Origin of the sequence: Bradyrhizobium sp. cf659 (genome assembly GCF_900113725.1) — a bacterium.
Taxonomy (GTDB): domain Bacteria; phylum Pseudomonadota; class Alphaproteobacteria; order Rhizobiales; family Xanthobacteraceae; genus Bradyrhizobium.
Map to the genome: position 1 here is coordinate 198,278 of NZ_FOQJ01000002.1, position 19,347 is coordinate 217,624.

The window sequence follows — 19,347 nt, forward strand, 5'->3', positions numbered from 1 at the left end:
GTGACCGTCCAGGCTCCCGCATCCGGCTTCCGCCCCGCACAGCGCATCAGCGCGATCGGCGTCTCCGAGATCCTCAAGATCGGCGCGGTCGCGCAGCGGCTGAAGCGCGAGGGACGGCCGGTGATCGTGCTGGGCGCCGGCGAGCCTGATTTCGACACGCCTGACCATGCCAAGGACGCCGCCGAGCGCGCCATCCGCGCCGGCCAGACCAAATACACCATCCTGGACGGCACGCCGGAATTGAAGGCGGCGGTCGCCGAGAAATTCCGCCGCGAGAACGATCTCGTCTATGCCGCGGACGAGATCACCGCCGGCGCCGGCGCCAAGCAGGTGATCCACAACGCCTTCATGGCGACCTTGAGCCCCGGCGACGAGGTCATCCTCGCCGCGCCCTACTGGACCAGCTATGCCGACATGGTGCGCATCGCCGACGGAACGCCGGTCGACGTGCTCTGCCGCGAGGAGAACGGTTTTCGTCTCGATGCCGCCGATCTCGAGCGCGCGATCACGCCGAAGACGCGCTGGCTGCTTTTGAATTCACCGTCCAATCCGACTGGCGCGGCCTATTCGGCGGCGCAGCTTCGCCCGATCCTGGACGTGCTCACGCGCCATCCGCATGTCTGGCTGATCGCCGACGACATCTACGAGCACCTCATCTACGACGGCATGCCGTTCGTGACCGCGGCCGCCCTCGAGCCGAGCCTGAAATCGCGCACGCTGACCGTTAACGGCGTCTCCAAGGCCTATGCCATGACCGGCTGGCGCGTCGGCTATGGCGGCGGCCCGCGTGAGCTGATCGCGGCGATGGCCGTTGTCCAGAGCCAGAGCACGACCAATCCGTCCTCGGTGAGCCAGGCCGCCGCGATCGCCGCGCTGACCGGCCCGCAAGGCATTCTGATCGAGCGCCGCGCCGCGTTCCAGCGGCGCCGGGACATCGTGGTCGACGCGCTCAATGCCATCGACGGCGTCACCTGCCGCCGGCCGGAAGGCGCGTTCTATACCTATGCGAGCTGCGCCGGCCTGATCGGACGCCGTACGCCGGATGGTGCCGCCATCGACAGCGATGCCGCGTTCTGCCGCTTTCTGCTGGAGAGGCATGACGTGGCCGTGGTGCCGGGCAGCTGTTTCGGCCTTGCACCTTATTTCCGCCTGTCCTACGCCACCTCGGAACAAAACTTGCGCGAGGCCGTGATGCGCATCGCCAAAGCCTGCAGGGAGCTGTCATGACCATTCGCAACACCCGCACCGGGGGCCAGATCCTGATCGATCAGCTCGTCGCCCAGGGCGTCGAGCGCGTCACCTGTGTGCCGGGCGAGAGCTATCTCGCCGCGCTCGACGCGCTGCATGACAGCCCGATCGACGTCATGATCTGCCGCGCCGAGGGCGGCGCCGCGATGATGGCGGAAGCCTATGGCAAGCTCACGGGCCGGCCGGGCGTCTGCTTCGTCACCCGCGGACCGGGCGCGACCAATGCCAGCCATGGCGTCCACATCGCGATGCAGGATTCGACGCCGATGATCCTGTTCGTCGGCCAGGTCGACACCGGCATGCGCGAGCGCGAGGCGTTCCAGGAGCTCGACTACAAGGCGGTGTTCGGCACCATGGCGAAATGGGCGGTCGAGATCGATCGCCCCGACCGCATTCCGGAGCTGGTCGCGCGCGCCTTCCGCGTCGCCATGCAGGGCCGTCCGGGTCCTGTGGTGATCTCGCTGCCGGAGAACATGCTGACCGAGACCGCCGCGGTCGCCGATGCCATGCGCATCGAGCCGGCGGTCAGCTGGCCCGCGCCATCCGATATCGAGCGCGTCGGCGCCATGCTCGCGAGCGCCAGGGCGCCGCTCGTCATTCTCGGCGGCTCGCGCTGGACCGATGAGGCCACCAAGAGCATCGCGCGCTTTGCCGAGAGGTTCGACTTGCCGGTGGCGACCTCGTTCCGCCGGGCCTCGCTGATCGACGCCGACCATTCGCATTATGCCGGCGATCTCGGCATCGGGCCGAGCCCGGGCCTGAAGGCGCGCATCGACGGCGCCGATGTTATTCTGCTCATCGGCGGCCGCATGTCGGAGATGCCGTCCTCGTCCTACACGCTGCTCGACATTCCCACCCCGCAGCAGAAGCTGATCCATGTGCATCCGGGCTCGGAAGAGCTCGGCCGGGTCTATCAGCCGGCGCTGGCGATCCAGGCGACGCCCGCGGCGTTCGCCGCCGCTGTGGAGACGCTGAAGCCCTCCGGCGCGGTTGCCTGGAAGGGCGAGGCCGCCAAGGCGCATGCCGATTACCTCGCCTGGACCGGGAAGGCGCGCGAACTGCCGGGCACGTTCCAGTACGGCCAGGTCATGACCTGGCTGCGCGACCGGCTGCCGAAGGACGCGATCGTCTGCAATGGCGCCGGCAATTATGCCGGCTGGATTCATCGCCATCACCGCTTCCACAGTTTTGCGTCCCAGCTCGCGCCGACCTCGGGCTCGATGGGGTACGGCGTGCCGGCGGCTGTGCTCGCGAAACGCCAATATCCGGATCGCACCGTCGTTGCCTTTGCCGGCGACGGCTGCTTCCTGATGAACGGGCAGGAATTCGCGACCGCCGTGCAGTACGACGCGCCGCTGGTCGTCATCGTCGTCGACAATTCGCAATACGGCACCATCCGCATGCACCAGGAGCGCGACTATCCCGGCCGCGTCGTCGGCACCCAGCTCAAGAACCCGGACTTTGCGATGTACGCCAAGGCGTTCGGCGGCCATGGCGAACGTGTCGAGCGCACCGAGGAGTTTGCACCGGCATTCGAGCGCGCACTCGCGTCGGGAAAACCGTCGATCCTCCATTGCATCATCGATCCGCGCGCGATCTCGGTCGGCAAGGATTTTGTGCCGTCGGTAAAGGCGTAAGCGATGCCCGAAGGCCGCCACGTCGCCATCATCGGAGCCGGCGCGGTCGGCGTGATCAGCGCGATCGAGGCGCTGCGCGAGGGTCATCGCGTCACGCTGATCGATCCGGGCGAGCCCGGTGGCGAACAGGCGGCGAGCTATGGCAATGCCGGCTGGCTGTCGTCGCATTCGGTGATCCCACCGGCCGAGCCGGGCATCTGGAAGAAGGTGCCGGGCTATCTGATGGACCCGCTCGGCCCGCTCGCGATCCGCTGGTCGTATTTGCCGAAGGCGTTGCCCTGGCTGATCAAGTACCTGCTCTCGGGCTGGACCGAGGCGCGCGTCGAGAAGACCGCCTTCGCGCTCCGCGATCTCCTCAAGGATGCGCCGCTGCTGCACAGGAAGCTCGCGGAGGAGGCCGGCGTTCCTGAATTGATCGAGCGCAACGGGGTGATGCATGTGTTCCCGTCGCGCGGCAATTTTGACGGCGATCTCGGCTGGCGGCTGCGCAAGCGCGTCGGCGTCGAATGGCTCGAGCTTTCCGCCGACGAAATGCGGCAGCGCGAGCCGGATTTGCATCCCCGCTACACGTTTGGCGTGGTGGTGGAGGAAGCCGGACGCTGCCGCGATCCCGGCGCCTACGTTGCGGCCCTTGCCAATCATGCGCTGGCGAGCGGCGTGAAGCTGGTGTGTGCCAAGGCGACCGGCCTCAAGCTCAACGGCAACAAGCTGGTGGCTGTTCTCACTGAAACCGGCGAGATACCTTGCGATGCTGCCGTCGTCGCGGCAGGCGCGCATTCGAAACGGCTCACCGCGTCGGTCGGCGATCCGCTGCCGCTCGAGACGGAGCGCGGCTATCACGTCATGATCGAGAACCCTGAATCCGGTCCGCGCAGCTCGATGATGGCATCGGATGCAAAGATGGTGGTGAACTGGACCGACAAGGGCCTGCGCGCCGCCGGCACGGTCGAGATCGCCGGCCTCGAGGCCGCGCCGAACTGGAAGCGCGCTGAGATCTTGCGCGGCCATCTCTTCAGCATGTTCCCAAAACTGCCAAAGGACATTCCGGCCTCACGCATCAAGACCTGGTTCGGTCATCGGCCCAGCATGCCGGACGGACGTCCCTGCATCGGTTACGCGCGCGTCTCGCGCGACATCGTCTATGCTTTCGGCCACGGCCATGTCGGCCTGGTCGGCTCGGCCCGTACCGGCCGTCTCGTCGCCCAGCTTCTGAGCGGCAAGGCGCCGGAAATTCCGCTCGCACCGTTTGCGCCCGATCGTTTCCTCTGAGATCGCACCATGACCTATCCTGCCAACTCGTCCTCCCGTGTCGCCCGTGGCGGCAAGGCCATCTATGGCGCGCCGCTCGGCATCCTAATGCTGGAGGCGCGCTTTCCCCGCATTCCCGGCGACATGGGCAACGGTACGACCTGGCCGTTCCCGGTACTCTATCGCGTGGTGAGCGGCGCCTCGCCGGAGAAGGTGGTGCTGAAGGGCGCGGCCGGCCTGCTGCCTGACTTCATCGATGCGGCGAAGGATCTGGTGCGGCTTGGCGCGGAAGCCATCACCACCAATTGCGGCTTCCTCTCGCTGTTTCAGAGGGAGATCGCGGCGGCCGTCGGCGTGCCGGTTGCGACCTCTTCGCTGATGCAGGTGCCGTGGGTGCAGGCGACCTTGCCGCCCGGCAAGCGCGTTGGCTTGGTCACGGTGTCGGGCTCGACCCTGACGCCGGCCCATCTCGAAGGCGCCGGCGTGCCGCTCGATACGCCGCTGGTCGGCACCGAGCATGGCAAGGAATTCTTCCGTGTCCTGATCAAGGCCGAGAAGGACGACATGGACGTCGGCTTGGCCGAGCGCGACGTGGTCGAGGCGGGCAAGCTGCTCGTCGCAAAGAACCCCGACGTCGGCGCCATCGTGCTCGAATGCACCAACATGCCGCCCTATGCGGCAGCCTTGCAGGCCGAGGTCGGGCTGCCGGTCTATGATATCTATTCCATGATCACCTGGTTTCATGCTGGACTGCGCCCGCGCGTCTTTGCCTGATTCCAGGTGTCGCAAAGCTCTGAACAAGCTCTGCCAAGCCGTCCTTTGCATTGCAATCGTCTTCACAGCCCCGGTATATTGGGCTGTGTTTGGGCATGAATGCAGCTTATGAAGAGCAGCGTGGAACCGGCTTCCGATAGCATCGTCGATCGCGTCTATGAACAGCTCAAGGCGATGGCCGTGAGCTACGAGTTCAAACCTGGCGAACGACTCAACGAAGGCGAGCTGGCAAAACGTCTCGGCGTCAGCCGTACGCCGCTGCGCGAGGCGCTCAACCGTCTCAACACCGAAGGCTTCCTGCGCTTCACGCCGGGCAAGGGCTTCTTCTGCCGCGAGCTCGACGCGCACGAGATCTTCGATCTCTACGAGCTGCGCAAGTCGATCGAGGTCGCCTCGGTCCGTCTCGCTGTCAAGCGTGCCAAAGATGAAGACATCGACGCGCTCTTGAAATTCCTCGAAGCGACCGGTCCCGATCCCGGCGAGCGCTCCTCGGTCGAGCTGGTCGAGCTCGACGAGACCTTTCACGAACGGCTGATGGCAATGTCGAACAACGCCGAGATGCTGCGCGTGCTGCGCAACGTCAACGCCCGCATCCGCTTCGTGCGCTGGATCGACATGGACCGCGTCAACCGCTCCAACACGCAGGCCGAGCACCGCGCCGTCGTCGAAGGGTTGAAGGCGCGCAATGAAGAGGCTTGCGTCTCCGTGCTGGAAAAGCACATCGACCGCCGCCTCGACCGCATCACCTCCGCGATCAAGGAAGGCTACGCGCAGATCTATATGCCGGCTGCGAGGTCGGCGGCGAATTGAGTTCTTTCTTCCTTCTCCCCTTGTGGGAGAAGGTGGCGCGAAGCGCCGGATGAGGGGTATCTTTCGACAAATATAGCTGCGCATGCGTGCGCGGAGACAAACCCCTCACCCGAGTCAGCTCGCGTCAACCTGCGGTGATGCCCTCTCCCACAAGGGGAGAGGGCGCAGCAATGCGCATCGCGCTTGTATTAGATTCACCCGAAAGAACATCAGCTATACAATCCCTCGATATCTGATCGTGCCAGACGGTCAGAGCCTTCGCGCGCGAACATCGCTAGCGTCCTTTCGACTCTCACGGAGACCTCGCGGTGCACAGCCCTCAACCCGATCTTGAAACGCGCTCGAGCGACGACTGGCCGAGCGAGCTCTATCGCGTCCTGAAGGCCGCTGACGTCAGGCAGATGTCCTATGTGCCGGATGCCGGCCACAGCCAGCTCATTCGCCTGTTCTCGGCCGACCGCGACGTCACCACCAACGTGCTGACGACCGAAGAGGAGGGCATCGCCATTGCCGCGGGCGCCTGGCTCGGCGGCCAGCGCAGCGTGCTGCTGATGCAGTCGAGCGGGGTCGGCAATTGCATCAACATGCTCTCGCTCTCGGCGATCGGCCGCTTTCCGCTCTTGATGCTGGTGACGATGCGCGGCGAATGGGCCGAGTTCAATCCCTGGCAGGTGCCGATGAGCCGGGCGACGCAGCCCTCGCTGGAGGCGATCGGCCTGAAGGTGATGCGCGCGGAGACGGCGGAGGATCTGGTCGAGACGGTCGAATCCGCGGCGTCGCTCGCTTACGAGTCCGATCAGCAGATCGCAGTGCTGATCGGGCAGCGCCTGATCGGCAAGAAGAAGTGGTGATGTCGATGTCCGATATGTCTCAGCTCGATCGCCGTGCCGCCGTCGCCGCGCTTCTCAAGAACCGCAAGGACACGCTGGTCGTCGCCGGCCTTGGCTCCCCGACCTATGATCTTCATTCCGTCGGCGACCACGACGGCAATTTCTACCTTTGGGGCGCCATGGGCGGCGCCGCGCTGATCGGGCTTGGACTGGCGCAGGCGCAGCCCGGCAAGCGCGTCCTCGCCTTGACCGGGGACGGCGAGCAATTGATGGGCCTCGGCGGTCTTGCCACCATCGGCGTCGCGCGCCCGCGCAATCTCGACATCGTGGTGATCGACAATCAGCATTTCGGCGAGACCGGGATGCAGGCGAGCCATACCGGGCGCGGCGTCGATCTCACCGCGATTGCCGCGGCCTGCGGCTTTGCCGCGACCGGAATCGCGCGGACGATCGCCGAGGTGGAACGTCTCGCAGCGCAGATCGCCGCCCCGGGCGAGGGGCCGCGACTCTTCGTCATCAAGGTTCTGGCGGAAAATCCGCCGCGCTCGCTGCCCTCGCGCGATGCCGTCTTTATCAAGAACCGGTTCCGTGCTCACCTCGGATTTGCGGCGGCCTGAGCCGGGTATCTCACCCGGCGATAGCCCGCCGTCCAAGCAGCTATTCTGGAGTGAGACCATGAAACTATCCGGCAAGGTCGCCGCCATCACCGGCGCGGCGCGCGGCATCGGCAAGGCCTGCGCGAAGAGATTCCTGGACGACGGCGTCAAGGTCGTCATCTCGGACGTCGATGCCGAGGGCCTCGCCGCGACGGCTGCCGAGCTTGGGCGGCCGGATGCCTTGCGCACCGTCCCCGGCAACGTCGCCAAGCGTGCCGACGTCGACCAGCTCGTTGCGACCGCCGTGAAAGAATTCGGCCGGCTCGACATCATGGTCAACAATGCCGGCGTCGCTCGCAACCAGAACATTCTTGATATCTCCGAGCAGGATTTTGACGAAATCATCGCCATCAACCTGAAAGGCGCGTTCTTCGGCGTGCAAGCGGCGGCGAAGCAGATGATCGCGCAAGGCAGCGCCGGCGGGGTCATCATCAACATGTCCTCGGTCAATGCACTGCTGGCGATCCCGACGCTTGCGACCTATGCCATCTCCAAGGGCGGCATGAAGCAGCTCACCTCGGTTGCTGCCGTCGCGCTGGCCCCGCACAACATCCGCGTCGTGGCGGTCGGGCCGGGCACGATCCTGACCGACATGGTGGCGTCTTCCATCTACACCTCGGAGGATGCCCGCAAGACTGTGATGTCACGCACGCCAGCCGGCCGCGGTGGTGAGCCGAGCGAGGTTGCCTCCGTTGTTGCGTTCCTCGCCAGCGACGATGCGTCCTACATCACGGGGCAGACGATCTATCCCGACGGCGGCCGGTTGATCCTGAACTACACGGTGCCGGTGAAGGAGTGGTAGCGGGCGTACCAATCGGCCATGTCTTCGATGTCGTCCTGGCGAAAGCCAGGACCCATTACCCCAGAAAGATATTTGGCGAAGACTCGACGTTCGGTACGACGACCAACCGCGCTCGATAGATCACGCGGTATGGGTCCTGGCTTTCGCCAGGACGACTCGGAGAACTATCGCTCACTCCGCCGCAACCGTGATCCCGTGGCCGAGCCGCTTCGAGATGGCGCCGGCGCAGTCGCGCAAGGCATGCGCGATCGGGCTGTCCCAGCGCGCATCGAACGTGCCTTCCGGTCCCATCGCGGTGATGACCAGCGCGACATGGCCGGCGTGATCGAACACCGGTGCCGAGAACGCATTGACACCGGGCAGGGGATCGCCGAGCGCGCGGGCGAGGCCGTGCTTGCGGACTTCGGTCAGCATCTCTGTGACCTTCGCGCCCTTCACCGCCCGCTTCGGATTGTAACCGACGCCGTGACGGTCGAGGCCGCTTTCGAGCGCGGCATTGATGGTCTTCTCCGGCAGGAAGGCCGCAAAGGCGCGGCCGGTCGCGGTCTCCAGCAGCGCCATCACCGAGCCGGCCCGCATTACGATGTGTACCGGCTGGCCCGGCTCTTCGAGCTGCACCACGGTCGGACCATGCGTGCCCCAGACCGCCAGCGAGACCGCGTGGCCGATCTGGCTCGCAAGCGCCGCGATCTTCGGTCCGGCGATGCGCACGCCGGAGAGGCGGCGCAGGCTGATGAGGCCGAGCTCCAGCGCCAGCGCGCCGATCTCGTAGCGGCCGGTGGTCTCGTCCTGCTCGATCAGCCCGATGCGCGAGAAACTGGCGAGATAGGGATGCGCCTTGGCCGGCGTCATGCCGGCCTCGCGCGCGAGGTCACGCAGCATCATCGGCTCGCCGCTGCGGGCGAGGGCGCGGAGCAGTTCTCCGCCGACCTCGATCGACTGGATGCCGCGGCTTTCTCTCTTCATGCGCCTCCTGGCGTATGCTTACGCCGCGTTGCGCTTGGCGGCGCTGTCGGCAAGATGACGGCCGGCAATGTAGCCGAAGGTCAGCGCCGGCCCAAGGGTGATGCCGGCGCCGGGATAATTGCCGCCCATGATGCTCGCCATGTCGTTGCCGGCGGCGTACAGCCCGGGGATGACCCGGCCTTCGGCGTCGAGCGCCCGCGCGTTCTCATCGGTGACGATGCCGGCATAGGTGCCGAGATCGCCAATGACCATCTTGATGGCGTAGAACGGGCCGTTCTCGATCGGTGCAACGCAAGGATTGGGGCCGTGCAGCGCATCACCCTGGTAGCGGTTGTAGGCCTTCGATCCCTTGCCGAAGGCGGCATCGTGTCCCAGCGGCGCGGTCGCATTGAACTGCTTGACGGTCCCGGCGAAGGCCGTGGCGTCGATGCCGGCTTTCGCCGCGAGCGCCTCTAACGTGTCGCCGCGCATGAGGTAGCCGGTCTTGAGGTGATGGCCTGTCGGCATCGGGAAGGGCGGCACGCAGCCGAGGCCGTACTTCCGCAGCGTCTTGTGATCGCAGACGAGGAAGGCGGCGATCTCCTCGCCGGGTTTCGCCGCCTTGACCATGGCCTGGACAAAGTCGTGGTAGGAATTGCCTTCATTGGCAAACCGCCTGCCGTCGCGCATCACCGCGATCACGCCGGGCTTGGCGCGGTCGATGAAATGCGGCATCACGCCCTTTGAGCCGTCCTTGCGCGTGGTGAGCGACACCGGCACCCAGGCTGCGGCATTCGGCAGACGGTCCTCGACATGTCCGCCGGCGCTTTCCGCAAGGCGCAAGCCGTCGCCGGTGTTGCCGGTCGGGCCCGGCGAATAGTGCTCGTTGCCGGTCGGCGCATGCGGAAACATTTTTCTGCGGCGTTCGACGTCATGCGGAAAGCCGCCGCAGGCGAGCACCACACCTTGCCTTGCGCGAATGCGTATATCTCGCCCGTCGCGGGTGACGACGGCGCCGGTGACAGTGCCACTCTCGACCGTCAGCTCGCGCACGGGAGAGGACAGCCACATCGGAATCTTGAGATCGAGCGCTGATTTCGCCAGCCGCCCCGCCAGCGCGTTGCCATTGGTCAGCGTCATGCCACGGCCGTAGCGCAGCACGTCCATCAGATGCCGCGACAGGCGCTTTGCGACATAGACCGCGGAGGTCAGCGATTTCGTCACCCGCATGAAATGGATGATCTCCTTGCCGGAGCCCAACATCATGCCAAACACAGTCAGCTCCGGCAGCGGCATGCCGAGTGTCTTGATCTGCTCGCCGAGCGCGCGGCCGTCGAACGGGCGCGTCACCATGGAGCGGCCGCCCTGCGCGCCGCCGGGCGCTTCGGCGTGATAGTCCGGGAACACCAGTGGCATGTCGAAGCGAAGGGCGGTCTTGGTGGTGAAGAAATCCACCGCCTCGGGACCGGCGCTCAGGAACGCATCGACGCGCGCGGCGTCGAAATTATTGCCGGCCTCGTGCCGCAGATATGTGCGGGCCTGCTCCGGCGTCTCCTCGATGCCGTAGGCTTTCGCCAGCGATGTGCCGGGGATCCAGAGCCAGCCGCCGGAACGGGCGGTGGTGCCACCGAAACGCGGCTCCTTCTCGACGATCAGCACGTCGAGGCCGCGATAGCGCGCCGTGATCGCCGCCGACATGCCGGAGGCGCCCGATCCGGCGACGAGCACATCGCACTCGTAAGTCTCAATTGCGTTGCGCTCGTTGCCGGTCATGCGGGCCTCACTTCTTCAGCAGCGGACATTTGGACTCGGAGACCGGACGGAAGGCGTCCTCGCCCTTCACCGTCTTGATGATCTCCAGGTAGTCCCAGGGTTCCTTGCCGACGAGCTTCTGGCCGCCCTGGACCAGGCCGAACTCGCCGGACTGCTTGATGGCGTTGTCGGTATCCTGGCCGGCGTTGGCGAAGGCGACGACGTCGGATTTCGAGCTCTGTGCCTGGAGAGCGAAGGACGAGAAGTCCGCGGTATTGGTCGGGTGCTTCACGCCACCGAGCACCTTGCCGCCCATCTCGTTGATGAAGCGCGTGGCGTCCTTCTCGAGCTGCTGGCCGAAGGCGTAGTCGGCGGTGATGAAGTACCAGGATTTTCCGCCCTCCTTGATCACCGCGGAGGCGGTCACCTTCGACAGGGCGTAGGTGTCGTAGGTGAAATGCACGGTGTTCGGGCTGCACAGCTCGTCCGTCAGCGAGCTCGCGCCGGGACCGGAGAGCAGGGCGATCTTGCCCCGCTCGCGCACCATGTTGTGGACGGCGATCGCGATGCCGGAATTGGGGATGTCGACGACGGCGTCGACCTTGCCGTTGTCGAACCAGCCGCGCACGATCTGCACGCCGACGTCGGTCTTCATCTGGTGGTCGGCGCTGATGATCTCGATCGGCTTGCCGAGTACGGTCGGTCCGAATTCCTCGACCGCCATTTTCGCGGCTTCGACCGACCCCGGCCCGCTGTTGTCACGGCCCCAGCTCGACAGATCCGTCAGCACGCCGATCCGCACCGCATCGTCGGAGACCTGCGCGGTCGCGGTTGACGTCATGGCAGCCGAAGTCATGGCCGCGAGCATGGCGCAGGCCAAAAACCCTCTCATCGTCGTTCCCTCTTTTTTATGGGCCGCTTGGCGCGGCGGGTCATAAGTTGGCGGTAAGTTAGATATTAGCGAACGAATTTGTCAATGGCGAATACAAGTCGGCCGGGTTCCCGACCTGTGCCGGGACGACGATGGGGAGGCAGGGGGGCAACTACCTCAACAGCGTCATTGCGAGCGTAGCGAAGCAATCCAGTATCCTTCCGCGGAGACAGTCTGGATTGCTTCGTCGCACGAGCTCCTCGCAATGACGCTGTTGAAACAGTTGTGCGCCACCATTCCCGCTGTGGTCATCGCCGGCAGCAACACCCCCGCAGGTTGCAACCGCCATCGCGATTGGCCATGATGCCGCCGAGGAATCTTTGGGGCATGGCATGACGGCAGCAACGGGGGTCTCCGGCGCGACGGAGAGATCGACGACGGCGCATGTGGTGTGGGCGAGCGCGCTCGGCACCGCGATCGAGTGGTACGACTTCCTGATCTACGGCACGGCGGCGGCGCTGGTGCTGAACAAGCTGTTCTTTCCGAGCTTCGATCCCTTCGTCGGCACTCTCGCGGCGTTCTCGACCTATGCGGTCGGATTCGTGGCGCGGCCGATCGGCGGCGCGATCATCGGGCATTATGGCGACCGGCTCGGCCGCAAGACAATGCTGGTCGCGACCATGATCGCGATGGGGCTAGGCACCTTCCTGATCGGCTGCCTGCCGACCTACAGCCAGATCGGCGTGTGGGCGCCGATCCTGCTCATCGTCCTGCGCTTCGTCCAGGGCATCGGGCTCGGCGGCGAATGGAGCGGCGCGGTCGTCATGGTGATCGAACATGCCGGCGATCGCCGCGGCTTCTACGGCAGTCTGGTGCAGATCGGCTTTCCTGTCGGGGTTGCCGCGTCCACCGGCATCTTCGCCCTGATGACGAAGCTGCCTGAGGCCGACTTCCTGAGCTGGGGCTGGCGCGTGCCGTTCCTGATCAGCATTGTGCTCGTCGGCGTCGGCTTCATCGTGCGGCTCAAGCTTGCGGAGACGCCGCACTTCAAGGAGGTGGTCGAGCGCAAGGAGGTGCTGGCGCAGCCGGTGTGGGAAGTGCTTCGCCGCGACTGGCGCAGCTTCCTGCTGGCGGTCGGCATCACGGTTTCGGAGGTCGGGCTCGCCTACCTCCTCACCGTCTTCACCGTGGTCTACGCCACGACAAAGCTCGGCCTGCCGCGCCAGGTGATCCTGGATGCGCTGGTCTATGCTGCGATCGTCGAATTCGCCACATTGCCGCTTGCAGGCTGGCTGTCCGATATCTTTGGACGCAAGGCGCTGTATCTCGCCGGCGGCGTGTTCTCGGTGGCGCTGGCGTTTCCGCTGTTCTGGTTCCTCGACACCAGGGACCCGGCGCTGATCACGCTCGCGCTCGTCGTCACGATGACGCTGACGCATGCGCTGCTGTTCGGGCCGAAGGCCGCGTTCATGCCGGAGCTGTTCCGCACCCAGGTGCGCTACAGCGGCGCATCGCTTGGTGCCAACGTCGCGGCCGCGCTCAGCGGCGGCTTCTCGCCGTTGATCGCAACCGCGCTGCTCGCATGGGCCGGCTCGTATTGGGCGGTGTCGGTCTACATCATCGCGCTGTCGATCATCACGATCGTCGCGACGCTGATGGCGCCGGAGACGGCGCGCGACGCGCTGAAATCCTGAGAGCGGCTAACTACAGGTACGATTCGCGGCCGCTGGGAACACCAGGAAGGTGATGGTCGCCGGCGCAAGCCGGATCGCTCCCGCAGGCGTTGCGCGCGGCTCAAGTCGGGGCAGTTCGTCATCAGCACTCAGCGCGAGTGTCTTGCCGTTCAGCTGCACGGTCGCGTCTTGCAGCCGCGTCGCATGCAACGTGTAACGCTCGACGGGGTGTGACAGCGTCAGGGTGGATGGTGCTTGCCGCGACGCGTTGATCGCAAGCACGGACACGGCGCCCCGCATGCCCGGATGGCAATGCGCGTAGAGATGGAGATCTGGCGCGGCGAGTGCGTTCGCGTCGAGCACGATCGTTCCCATCAGCCGGTGCCAGAGCAGCGCAGCCCAGTAGTTCGGCCGCGGGCGGAACGTCTTCTCGTCCAGCAATCCGTAATCGCTCGCGGCCAGCGTGTTGTGCATCACCACTTGAACGCCAGCCTTGGCCAGGCGTCCGAGCTGGTCGAGATAGCGGAACGTATCGAGGAAAGTCTTGTCCCAGCGATTGCCGCCGCAGGCAGCGTCCGCGGTTTCCGTCAGCCAGATCGGCTTGTCCGGCGCGAATTCGTCGCGCAGCGATTTGTAAGTCGCTAGCGCGGCATCGGTGCGGGCGAGCCACGCTTCGGACAGCGCGCCTGCCGGCTCATCGCGGCCGCCGCAGCGCGGCGAGATCGTGTTGTAGTGATGATAGGAGAAGCGATCGACAGCGGAGCCTGAGCCGGCGAGCAGATCGCGCGTGCGGAGGCCGGACGCGCCGGCGGAAGCAGTGTCACCGACCGAGCCCGGTCCGACGATCAGCGTTCCCGGCGCGGCGCGCAGCATCCACTCGTGAAAGATCCCGACATCGCGGACATAGGCCTTCGCATCGTATCCGGGCGGCGCACCGTTCGTCGCCGCGAGCGTCGGCTCGTTCATGAATTCGGCGGCGGCGACGTGGCCGCTCAGCGAACGCGTATAGTCGATCAGGCGTTGCGCCTGATCCGGCCTCCAAAGACCATCCGCATCGCGGCTGCCCGGGCTGATGGCAAAGGAGGTGACGATCTGCGCATCGACTGCGCGCGCAAAGTCGACGACGCCGCGCCACTGCGCGCGGCTTAGCACCGCGTTGAATCCCGATGGCGGCGCGGCCGGCGCGCTCTCGGTGTCGGCGAAGAACGTCGCGTTGGCCCAGGTGCCGCTCACGCGCAGATACGCCGGCGACAACGCCATCGCGAGCTTGCGCAGACGCGTGTTTCCGAGATCGATCGGAGGTCTGTAACTGTAGCGATCCTTGTCGGCCGGCGCGCGCATCGTTTGCGGATAAGGCTTCCAGAACCGCCCGCCGGTCACCTCCACCATCTCGATGTTGTAGGACTGAAAGCGGGGATCGATGGTACCGATCGCTTGCAGCCCCGCAGGCGCGACCGACACGGCGCCGGCGTGCGCCGCGCACGATGTTCCGGCCGCGAGCAGCGCAAGCCTTGTCACACGTGCTGCGTGAAAAAGTCCGCCGCGTTGAATTCGCCGTCTTGTATGCACGTCCTGACGCCTTCTTATGCGCGCTGCCAAAAGCAAATGCAGCCGTCCGAACCATTAGCCCCCCTTATATCGCGAATTTTTACTTCCAATTTTACTTCGCAAAATCCCGCCCATAGCCTCACGCGCAACTGATCACATCCGCAGCCGGTCAATGGCGACCGGTGCGAGCGTTCATTGTAGCCAACGAGGGTTGCCATGCTTGACAGGGACAAGGGAACATCCGCGGCCGATCCGTCGGAGACCAGGGACGTACGGCAGAAAAAGCTGAGCCGCCGCACGCTGTTGAAGGGGGCGGCGGTGGTCGCCGGTGCCGCCGCAGGATCGGACGCGATCCGCGGCTTCCCGACGATCTGGGCGCAGGAGATCAAGGACATCGAACTGCGCCATGTCGGCGTCTCCTACTCGGTGGTGAAGGCGATCGGTGACCAGGCGGCCAAGGATCTCGGCTTCAAGGTGACGATGCAGAACCTCGACACCTCCGCCGCCATCAATCGCTTCATAAGCCAGCCTAATACGGTCGATATTGCCGATCTCGAGGGCTGGCAGGCCAAGCTCGCCGCCAAGCGTGCCGTGATCCAGGGCATCGAGGTCAAGAAGATCAAGGAATTCGACAACATCCTGCCGATCTTCACCAAGGGCGAGATCGACGGCCACAAGATCCCGCGCCAGGGCATCTCGCCCTATGAGGCCATGTACATCTCCAAGCCGGACTCGACCGATCTGCATGACGGCGTCACCGACTGGGCGACCTTCCTGCCCCAGGTCTACAACGCCGACTCCATCGGCTATCGCCCCGATCTCGTCGGCCATGAAGTCACCGAGTGGAAGGACCTGATCGACCCGAAGTTCAAGGGCAAGGCCGCGATCCTCGATGTGCCCGCGATCGGCATCATGGACGCCGCGCTCTGCTTCGAAAGCGCGGGCCTGATCAAGTACGGCAACAAGGGCAACATGACCAAGGAGGAGATCGACTTCACCTGCAACAAGCTGATCGAGCTGAAGAAGCAGGGCCAGTTCCGCGCGACCTGGACCACCTTCGACCAGTCGGTGCAGCTCATGGCGGCGGGCGAAGTGGTCATCCAGTCGATGTGGTCGCCGGCGGTGGCTGCGGTCCGCGTGAAGGAGATTCCATGCGTCTATGCGCCGGTCAACGTCAAGAACGGCAAGGAAGGCTATCGCGGCTGGTGCAACGGCATGGGCCTGATGAGGCATCTCTCCGGCAAGAAGCTCGACGCGGCCTACGAATATCTCAACTGGTATTTGTCCGGCTGGCAGGGCGGCTTCGTCGCGCGCTACGGCTATTACAGCCCGGTGCCGTCGACCGCGAAGAAATTCCTCACCCCTGCCGAATGGGCGTTCTGGTACGAGGGCCAGCCCGCGCCTGAGGTGGTCAACGATCCCTATGGCGTGCCCATGGAGAAGGCCGGCACCAAGCGCGACGGCGGCTCGTTCCTCGACCGCGTCAAGAACATCTCGTGCTGGAATACGCTGATGGACGAAGCCGCCTACATGAACAAGCGCTGGAACGACTTCAAGGTGGCCTGAAACCTGCTTCCCTGACGTAACAAGCGCGCCGGCGCGTGAACCGCGCCGGTGCGAGAAGACCGACTTCGAGGCCGACATGCAGCCAAGTTCGAGTCCAGCTCAAACTCCGCCACGCGCAAATCTCGCCGGCTGGCTCTATGTCTCGCCGCTGGTCCTGGTGCTCGTGCCGTTCTTCGTGGCGCCGATCCTGGTGGTGCTGGCCGCGAGCTTCTTCGCGACCGACGGCTTCGGCGGGCTGACGCCGGGCTTCACACTCGCGAGCTATGTCGAGGTGCTGCATTCGGCACTGACGCTGAAACTGTATCTGGCGACAATCAAGTTCACGGTGCTGACCTGGGTCTTTACCCTGATCATCGGCTTCTTCGTCGCCTACTTCCTGGTGTTTCACGTCCGCAACCAGTTGCTGGCGATCGGCCTGTTCCTGCTGTGCACGGTGCCGTTCTGGACCTCGAACATCATCCGGATGATTTCCTGGATTCCACTGCTCGGCAAGGAAGGCCTGATCAATCAGGCGCTGCTGGCGCTGGGCGTGATTCGCCAGCCGCTGGAAGTGTTGCTGTTCTCCGACCTAGCGGTGGTCATCGCCTATGTCCACCAGCTCACGATCTTCATGATCGTGCCGATCTTCAATTCGATGGCGCGGATCGACAAGAAGCTGATCGAGGCCGCGATCGACGCCGGCGCCAGCCGTTTCGACATCATGCGCCTCATCGTGGTGCCGATGTCCAAGAGCGGCATCGCCCTCGGTACCATCTTCGTGGTGTCGATCGTGATGGGCGACTTCTTCGTGGTCAAGGTGATGTCCGGCGGCGGCTCGGCCTCGGTGGTCAGCGCGTTCTACGAGGACGTCGGCGTGCTGCAATACCCGACCGCCGCGGCGAGCGCCGTGTTGCTGACGCTGGTGCTGGTCGCCATCGTCTCGCTGATCCTGCGCACCGTGGACATCCGGCAGGAGATCACGCGATGAGCGCGGTTCTCGCCGACATGCCCGAGACGGTCGCGCCCGCGACCACCAAGGCGATCGCGCCGAGCCGCGGGCAGCGGCCCTGGACGTTTTATGTGCTTGCGACGCTGTTCGCGTTTTACGTGCTCGCGCTCTACGGTCCGATGTTCTGCATCTATGTCCTGTCGTTCCAGGATATCCGGGGCGGACTTGTGTTTCCGATGAAGGGCCACTCGCTGCACTGGTTCGTCGATCTCTTCACCCAGGTGCGCACCGGCGACGTCAAAGGCTCGTTCGACCGTTCGATCAAGCTGGCGGTCATCGTCACCGTCATCACGGTGGTGGTCTCGTTCCTGGCCGGCCTCGGCTTCCGCAAGCGTTTTCGCGGCGACACCGTCGTCTTCTACATGATGATCGGCAGCCTGGTTGCGCCCGGCCTCGTGCTCGGCCTCGGCACCGGGCTCCTGTTCCAGGCGCTCGGGCTGAACGCGAGCTGGTACACCTCGGCGCTCGGCGCGCAGCTGTCCTGGACGCTGCCGTTCGGCGTGCTCGTGATGTTCGCCGTGATGTCGCGCTTCAACCATGTCTGGGAGGAGGCGGCTTACGACTTAGGGGCCAGCCGCTGGCAGTCGATCCGGCTGGTGATGATTCCGGTGCTCGCGCCCGGCCTCGTCGCGGTCGCGCTGTTCGGTTTCACGCTGTCTTACGACGAGTTCGCACGCACCCTGCAAACGGCGGGTTCGTTGAACACGCTGCCGCTGGAAATCTGGAGCATGACGCTGAACGTCACTTCGCCCTCGCTTTACGCGCTCGGCACGGTGACGACCGTCGTCTCCTTCGTCGTGATCGGTGCGAGCCTCGGCAGCATCGTGTTGATCCAGAAGAAGCGCAGCAGCAGCGCAAAGGGTTGAGTTTGGAATGAAGAGCGATCGCGGCGATATCGAATTGGCAGGTGTCTGCAAGAGCTTTGATGGCGTCACCAACGTGGTCGACGGCGTCAACCTCAAGATTGCCGACGGCGCCTATTGCTGCTTCATCGGTCCCTCCGGCTGCGGCAAGACCACGATCCTGCGGATGATCGCCGGGCATGAAGACCCGACCGCGGGCGAGATCGTGATCGGTGGACAGAATGTCGTCGGCTTCGCACCGGTGCAGCGGCGCACCGCGATGATGTTCCAATCCTACGCGCTGTTCCCGCACCTCACGGTACGCGAGAACATCGCCTTTGCGCTGCGTGTGCGCGGCATGTCCAAGGCCGACCGGCTGCGTGCGGCGGATGCCATGATCGAGAAGGTGCGGCTGACGCAGTTCGCCGGCCGCCTTCCGGCGCAGCTCTCCGGCGGCCAGCAGCAGCGTGTGGCGCTGGCGCGCGCGGCGATCACCGAGCCGCGGGTGTTGCTGCTCGATGAGCCGCTCTCGGCGCTCGACGAGCAGCTTCGCGTGCAGATGCGCCAGGAGCTCAGACGGATGCAGCAGGAACTCGGCATCACCTTCATCCACGTCACCCATACCCAGCTCGAGGCGATCGCGCTCGCCGATCTTGTGGTGGTGATGGAGCAGGGCAAGATCAAGCAGGCAGGCGCCGCCCGCGACGTCTACGCTCACCCCCATGATCGCTATGTCGCCGAATTCATGGGCGGACAGAACGTGCTGTCGGGTCGGGTCGAAAAGGTCAATGGCGCGAGCTTCACGCTGGCGCAGGCCGCGCCTGATGGCATCGAGGTGCCGCTTCAGGCACGACCCACCGTCAGTGTTGGTGACAAGGTCGATATCGCCGTGCGCCGTGACGACGTCGCGCTGGTTCGGCCCGGCAGGGACTTGCCGCCGGGCTGCACCACGTCGCTGCCGAGCCGGGTGCTCGCGATCGAATACCAGGGCTACTTCGTCAAGGTCATGCTCGACACCGTGCCGGACGACGAGTTCGTGGCCTACGTGCCGGAAAAGACCTTCTTCGCGGATCCCTTCACCGTCGGCGATGTCGTGATGGCCACATGGGCCACCGGCAGCGCCCTTCCACTCGCCTAGAGACCCGTCGCGCACAGGA

At 65.1% G+C, this 19,347-nt stretch carries 17 protein-coding genes; 13 read left to right on the top strand and 4 right to left on the bottom strand.

What is annotated here, in order from left to right:
- The 8 genes from BM118_RS10075 to BM118_RS10110 all read left to right on the top strand — a co-directional run bounded on the left by BM118_RS10075 (position 1) and on the right by BM118_RS10110 (position 8,005).
- On the top strand, positions 1-1,227 hold the full coding sequence (locus BM118_RS10075) for a pyridoxal phosphate-dependent aminotransferase (protein ID WP_092184771.1): 1,227 nt from the start codon (positions 1-3) through the stop codon (positions 1,225-1,227).
- A complete protein-coding gene (locus tag BM118_RS10080) occupies positions 1,224-2,885 on the top strand; it encodes a thiamine pyrophosphate-binding protein (RefSeq protein WP_092184773.1) in 1,662 nt (553 codons plus the stop codon). Before BM118_RS10075 ends, BM118_RS10080 begins: the two co-directional genes overlap by 4 nt.
- A 3-nt stretch (positions 2,886-2,888) precedes the next feature.
- Positions 2,889-4,154 (top strand): NAD(P)/FAD-dependent oxidoreductase, encoded by a 1,266-nt coding sequence (locus tag BM118_RS10085; protein ID WP_092184775.1) that lies wholly within the window; start codon positions 2,889-2,891, stop codon positions 4,152-4,154.
- Between the two features lie 9 nt (positions 4,155-4,163).
- On the top strand, positions 4,164-4,907 hold the full coding sequence (locus BM118_RS10090; protein WP_092184777.1) for an aspartate/glutamate racemase family protein: 744 nt from the start codon (positions 4,164-4,166) through the stop codon (positions 4,905-4,907).
- A gap of 120 nt (positions 4,908-5,027) precedes the next feature.
- Complete coding sequence (locus tag BM118_RS10095; RefSeq protein WP_244550119.1) at positions 5,028-5,717, top strand: GntR family transcriptional regulator; 690 nt, start codon at positions 5,028-5,030, stop codon at positions 5,715-5,717.
- Between the two features lie 308 nt (positions 5,718-6,025).
- Entirely contained in the window at positions 6,026-6,568 is a 543-nt protein-coding gene (locus BM118_RS10100; protein ID WP_092184781.1) for a thiamine pyrophosphate-binding protein, read from the top strand.
- Positions 6,569-6,573: 5 nt separating this feature from the next.
- Entirely contained in the window at positions 6,574-7,164 is a 591-nt protein-coding gene (locus tag BM118_RS10105; RefSeq protein ID WP_092186120.1) for a thiamine pyrophosphate-dependent enzyme, read from the top strand.
- Between the two features lie 58 nt (positions 7,165-7,222).
- Positions 7,223-8,005: an SDR family NAD(P)-dependent oxidoreductase gene (locus BM118_RS10110; protein WP_092184783.1), complete on the top strand. Its 783-nt coding sequence runs from the start codon at positions 7,223-7,225 to the stop codon at positions 8,003-8,005.
- A 171-nt stretch (positions 8,006-8,176) separates the two neighbouring features.
- On the opposite strand, the gene BM118_RS10115 is transcribed toward BM118_RS10110, so the two are convergent.
- From BM118_RS10115 to BM118_RS10125, 3 genes are read right to left on the bottom strand one after another with little or no spacing between them, the layout of a single operon-like run.
- A complete protein-coding gene (locus BM118_RS10115) occupies positions 8,177-8,971 on the bottom strand; it encodes an IclR family transcriptional regulator (protein ID WP_092184785.1) in 795 nt (264 codons plus the stop codon).
- An 18-nt stretch (positions 8,972-8,989) separates the two neighbouring features.
- Complete coding sequence (locus BM118_RS10120; protein WP_092184787.1) at positions 8,990-10,723, bottom strand: FAD-dependent oxidoreductase; 1,734 nt, start codon at positions 10,721-10,723, stop codon at positions 8,990-8,992.
- A gap of 7 nt (positions 10,724-10,730) precedes the next feature.
- A complete protein-coding gene (locus BM118_RS10125) occupies positions 10,731-11,594 on the bottom strand; it encodes an ABC transporter substrate-binding protein (protein WP_092184789.1) in 864 nt (287 codons plus the stop codon).
- 371 nt (positions 11,595-11,965) lie between these two features.
- Here BM118_RS10125 and BM118_RS10130 point away from each other — a divergent pair, with 371 nt between their 5' ends.
- Positions 11,966-13,267, top strand: a complete 1,302-nt coding sequence (locus BM118_RS10130) for an MFS transporter (RefSeq protein ID WP_092184792.1) — start codon at positions 11,966-11,968, stop codon at positions 13,265-13,267.
- A 6-nt stretch (positions 13,268-13,273) separates the two neighbouring features.
- On the opposite strand, the gene BM118_RS10135 is transcribed toward BM118_RS10130, so the two are convergent.
- Positions 13,274-14,764 carry a glycosyl hydrolase family 79 N-terminal domain-containing protein gene (locus BM118_RS10135; protein ID WP_092184794.1) on the bottom strand — a complete coding sequence of 497 codons (1,491 nt, stop codon included), beginning with the start codon at positions 14,762-14,764 and terminating at the stop codon, positions 13,274-13,276.
- Positions 14,765-15,010: 246 nt separating this feature from the next.
- On the opposite strand from BM118_RS10135, the gene BM118_RS10140 reads away from it, so the two are divergent.
- From BM118_RS10140 to BM118_RS10155, 4 genes are all read left to right on the top strand, one after another.
- A complete protein-coding gene (locus tag BM118_RS10140) occupies positions 15,011-16,360 on the top strand; it encodes an ABC transporter substrate-binding protein (RefSeq protein ID WP_092184796.1) in 1,350 nt (449 codons plus the stop codon).
- A gap of 76 nt (positions 16,361-16,436) precedes the next feature.
- A complete protein-coding gene (locus tag BM118_RS10145; RefSeq protein WP_092184798.1) occupies positions 16,437-17,327 on the top strand; it encodes an ABC transporter permease in 891 nt (296 codons plus the stop codon).
- Positions 17,324-18,214 carry an ABC transporter permease gene (locus tag BM118_RS10150; protein ID WP_092184799.1) on the top strand — a complete coding sequence of 297 codons (891 nt, stop codon included), beginning with the start codon at positions 17,324-17,326 and terminating at the stop codon, positions 18,212-18,214. Before BM118_RS10145 ends, BM118_RS10150 begins: the two co-directional genes overlap by 4 nt.
- Positions 18,215-18,221: 7 nt before the next feature.
- Positions 18,222-19,328, top strand: coding sequence for an ABC transporter ATP-binding protein (locus BM118_RS10155; protein ID WP_092184801.1), 1,107 nt, complete (start codon positions 18,222-18,224; stop codon positions 19,326-19,328).
- Positions 19,329-19,347 lie beyond the last annotated feature (19 nt).

Bases quoted from the DNA above. Each gene is read 5' to 3' on its own strand.
- BM118_RS10080 (WP_092184773.1), top strand. From the start codon at position 1,224: ATGACCATTCGCAACACCCGCACCGGGGGCCAGATCCTGATCGATCAG.
- BM118_RS10085 (WP_092184775.1), top strand. From the start codon at position 2,889: ATGCCCGAAGGCCGCCACGTCGCCATCATCGGAGCCGGCGCGGTCGGC.
- BM118_RS10090 (WP_092184777.1), top strand. From the start codon at position 4,164: ATGACCTATCCTGCCAACTCGTCCTCCCGTGTCGCCCGTGGCGGCAAG.
- BM118_RS10105 (WP_092186120.1), top strand. From the start codon at position 6,574: ATGTCCGATATGTCTCAGCTCGATCGCCGTGCCGCCGTCGCCGCGCTT.
- BM118_RS10110 (WP_092184783.1), top strand. From the start codon at position 7,223: ATGAAACTATCCGGCAAGGTCGCCGCCATCACCGGCGCGGCGCGCGGC.
- BM118_RS10115 (WP_092184785.1), bottom strand. From the start codon at position 8,971: ATGAAGAGAGAAAGCCGCGGCATCCAGTCGATCGAGGTCGGCGGAGAA.
- BM118_RS10120 (WP_092184787.1), bottom strand. From the start codon at position 10,723: ATGACCGGCAACGAGCGCAACGCAATTGAGACTTACGAGTGCGATGTG.
- BM118_RS10125 (WP_092184789.1), bottom strand. From the start codon at position 11,594: ATGAGAGGGTTTTTGGCCTGCGCCATGCTCGCGGCCATGACTTCGGCT.
- BM118_RS10130 (WP_092184792.1), top strand. From the start codon at position 11,966: ATGACGGCAGCAACGGGGGTCTCCGGCGCGACGGAGAGATCGACGACG.
- BM118_RS10140 (WP_092184796.1), top strand. From the start codon at position 15,011: ATGCTTGACAGGGACAAGGGAACATCCGCGGCCGATCCGTCGGAGACC.
- BM118_RS10145 (WP_092184798.1), top strand. From the start codon at position 16,437: ATGCAGCCAAGTTCGAGTCCAGCTCAAACTCCGCCACGCGCAAATCTC.
- BM118_RS10150 (WP_092184799.1), top strand. From the start codon at position 17,324: ATGAGCGCGGTTCTCGCCGACATGCCCGAGACGGTCGCGCCCGCGACC.
- BM118_RS10155 (WP_092184801.1), top strand. From the start codon at position 18,222: ATGAAGAGCGATCGCGGCGATATCGAATTGGCAGGTGTCTGCAAGAGC.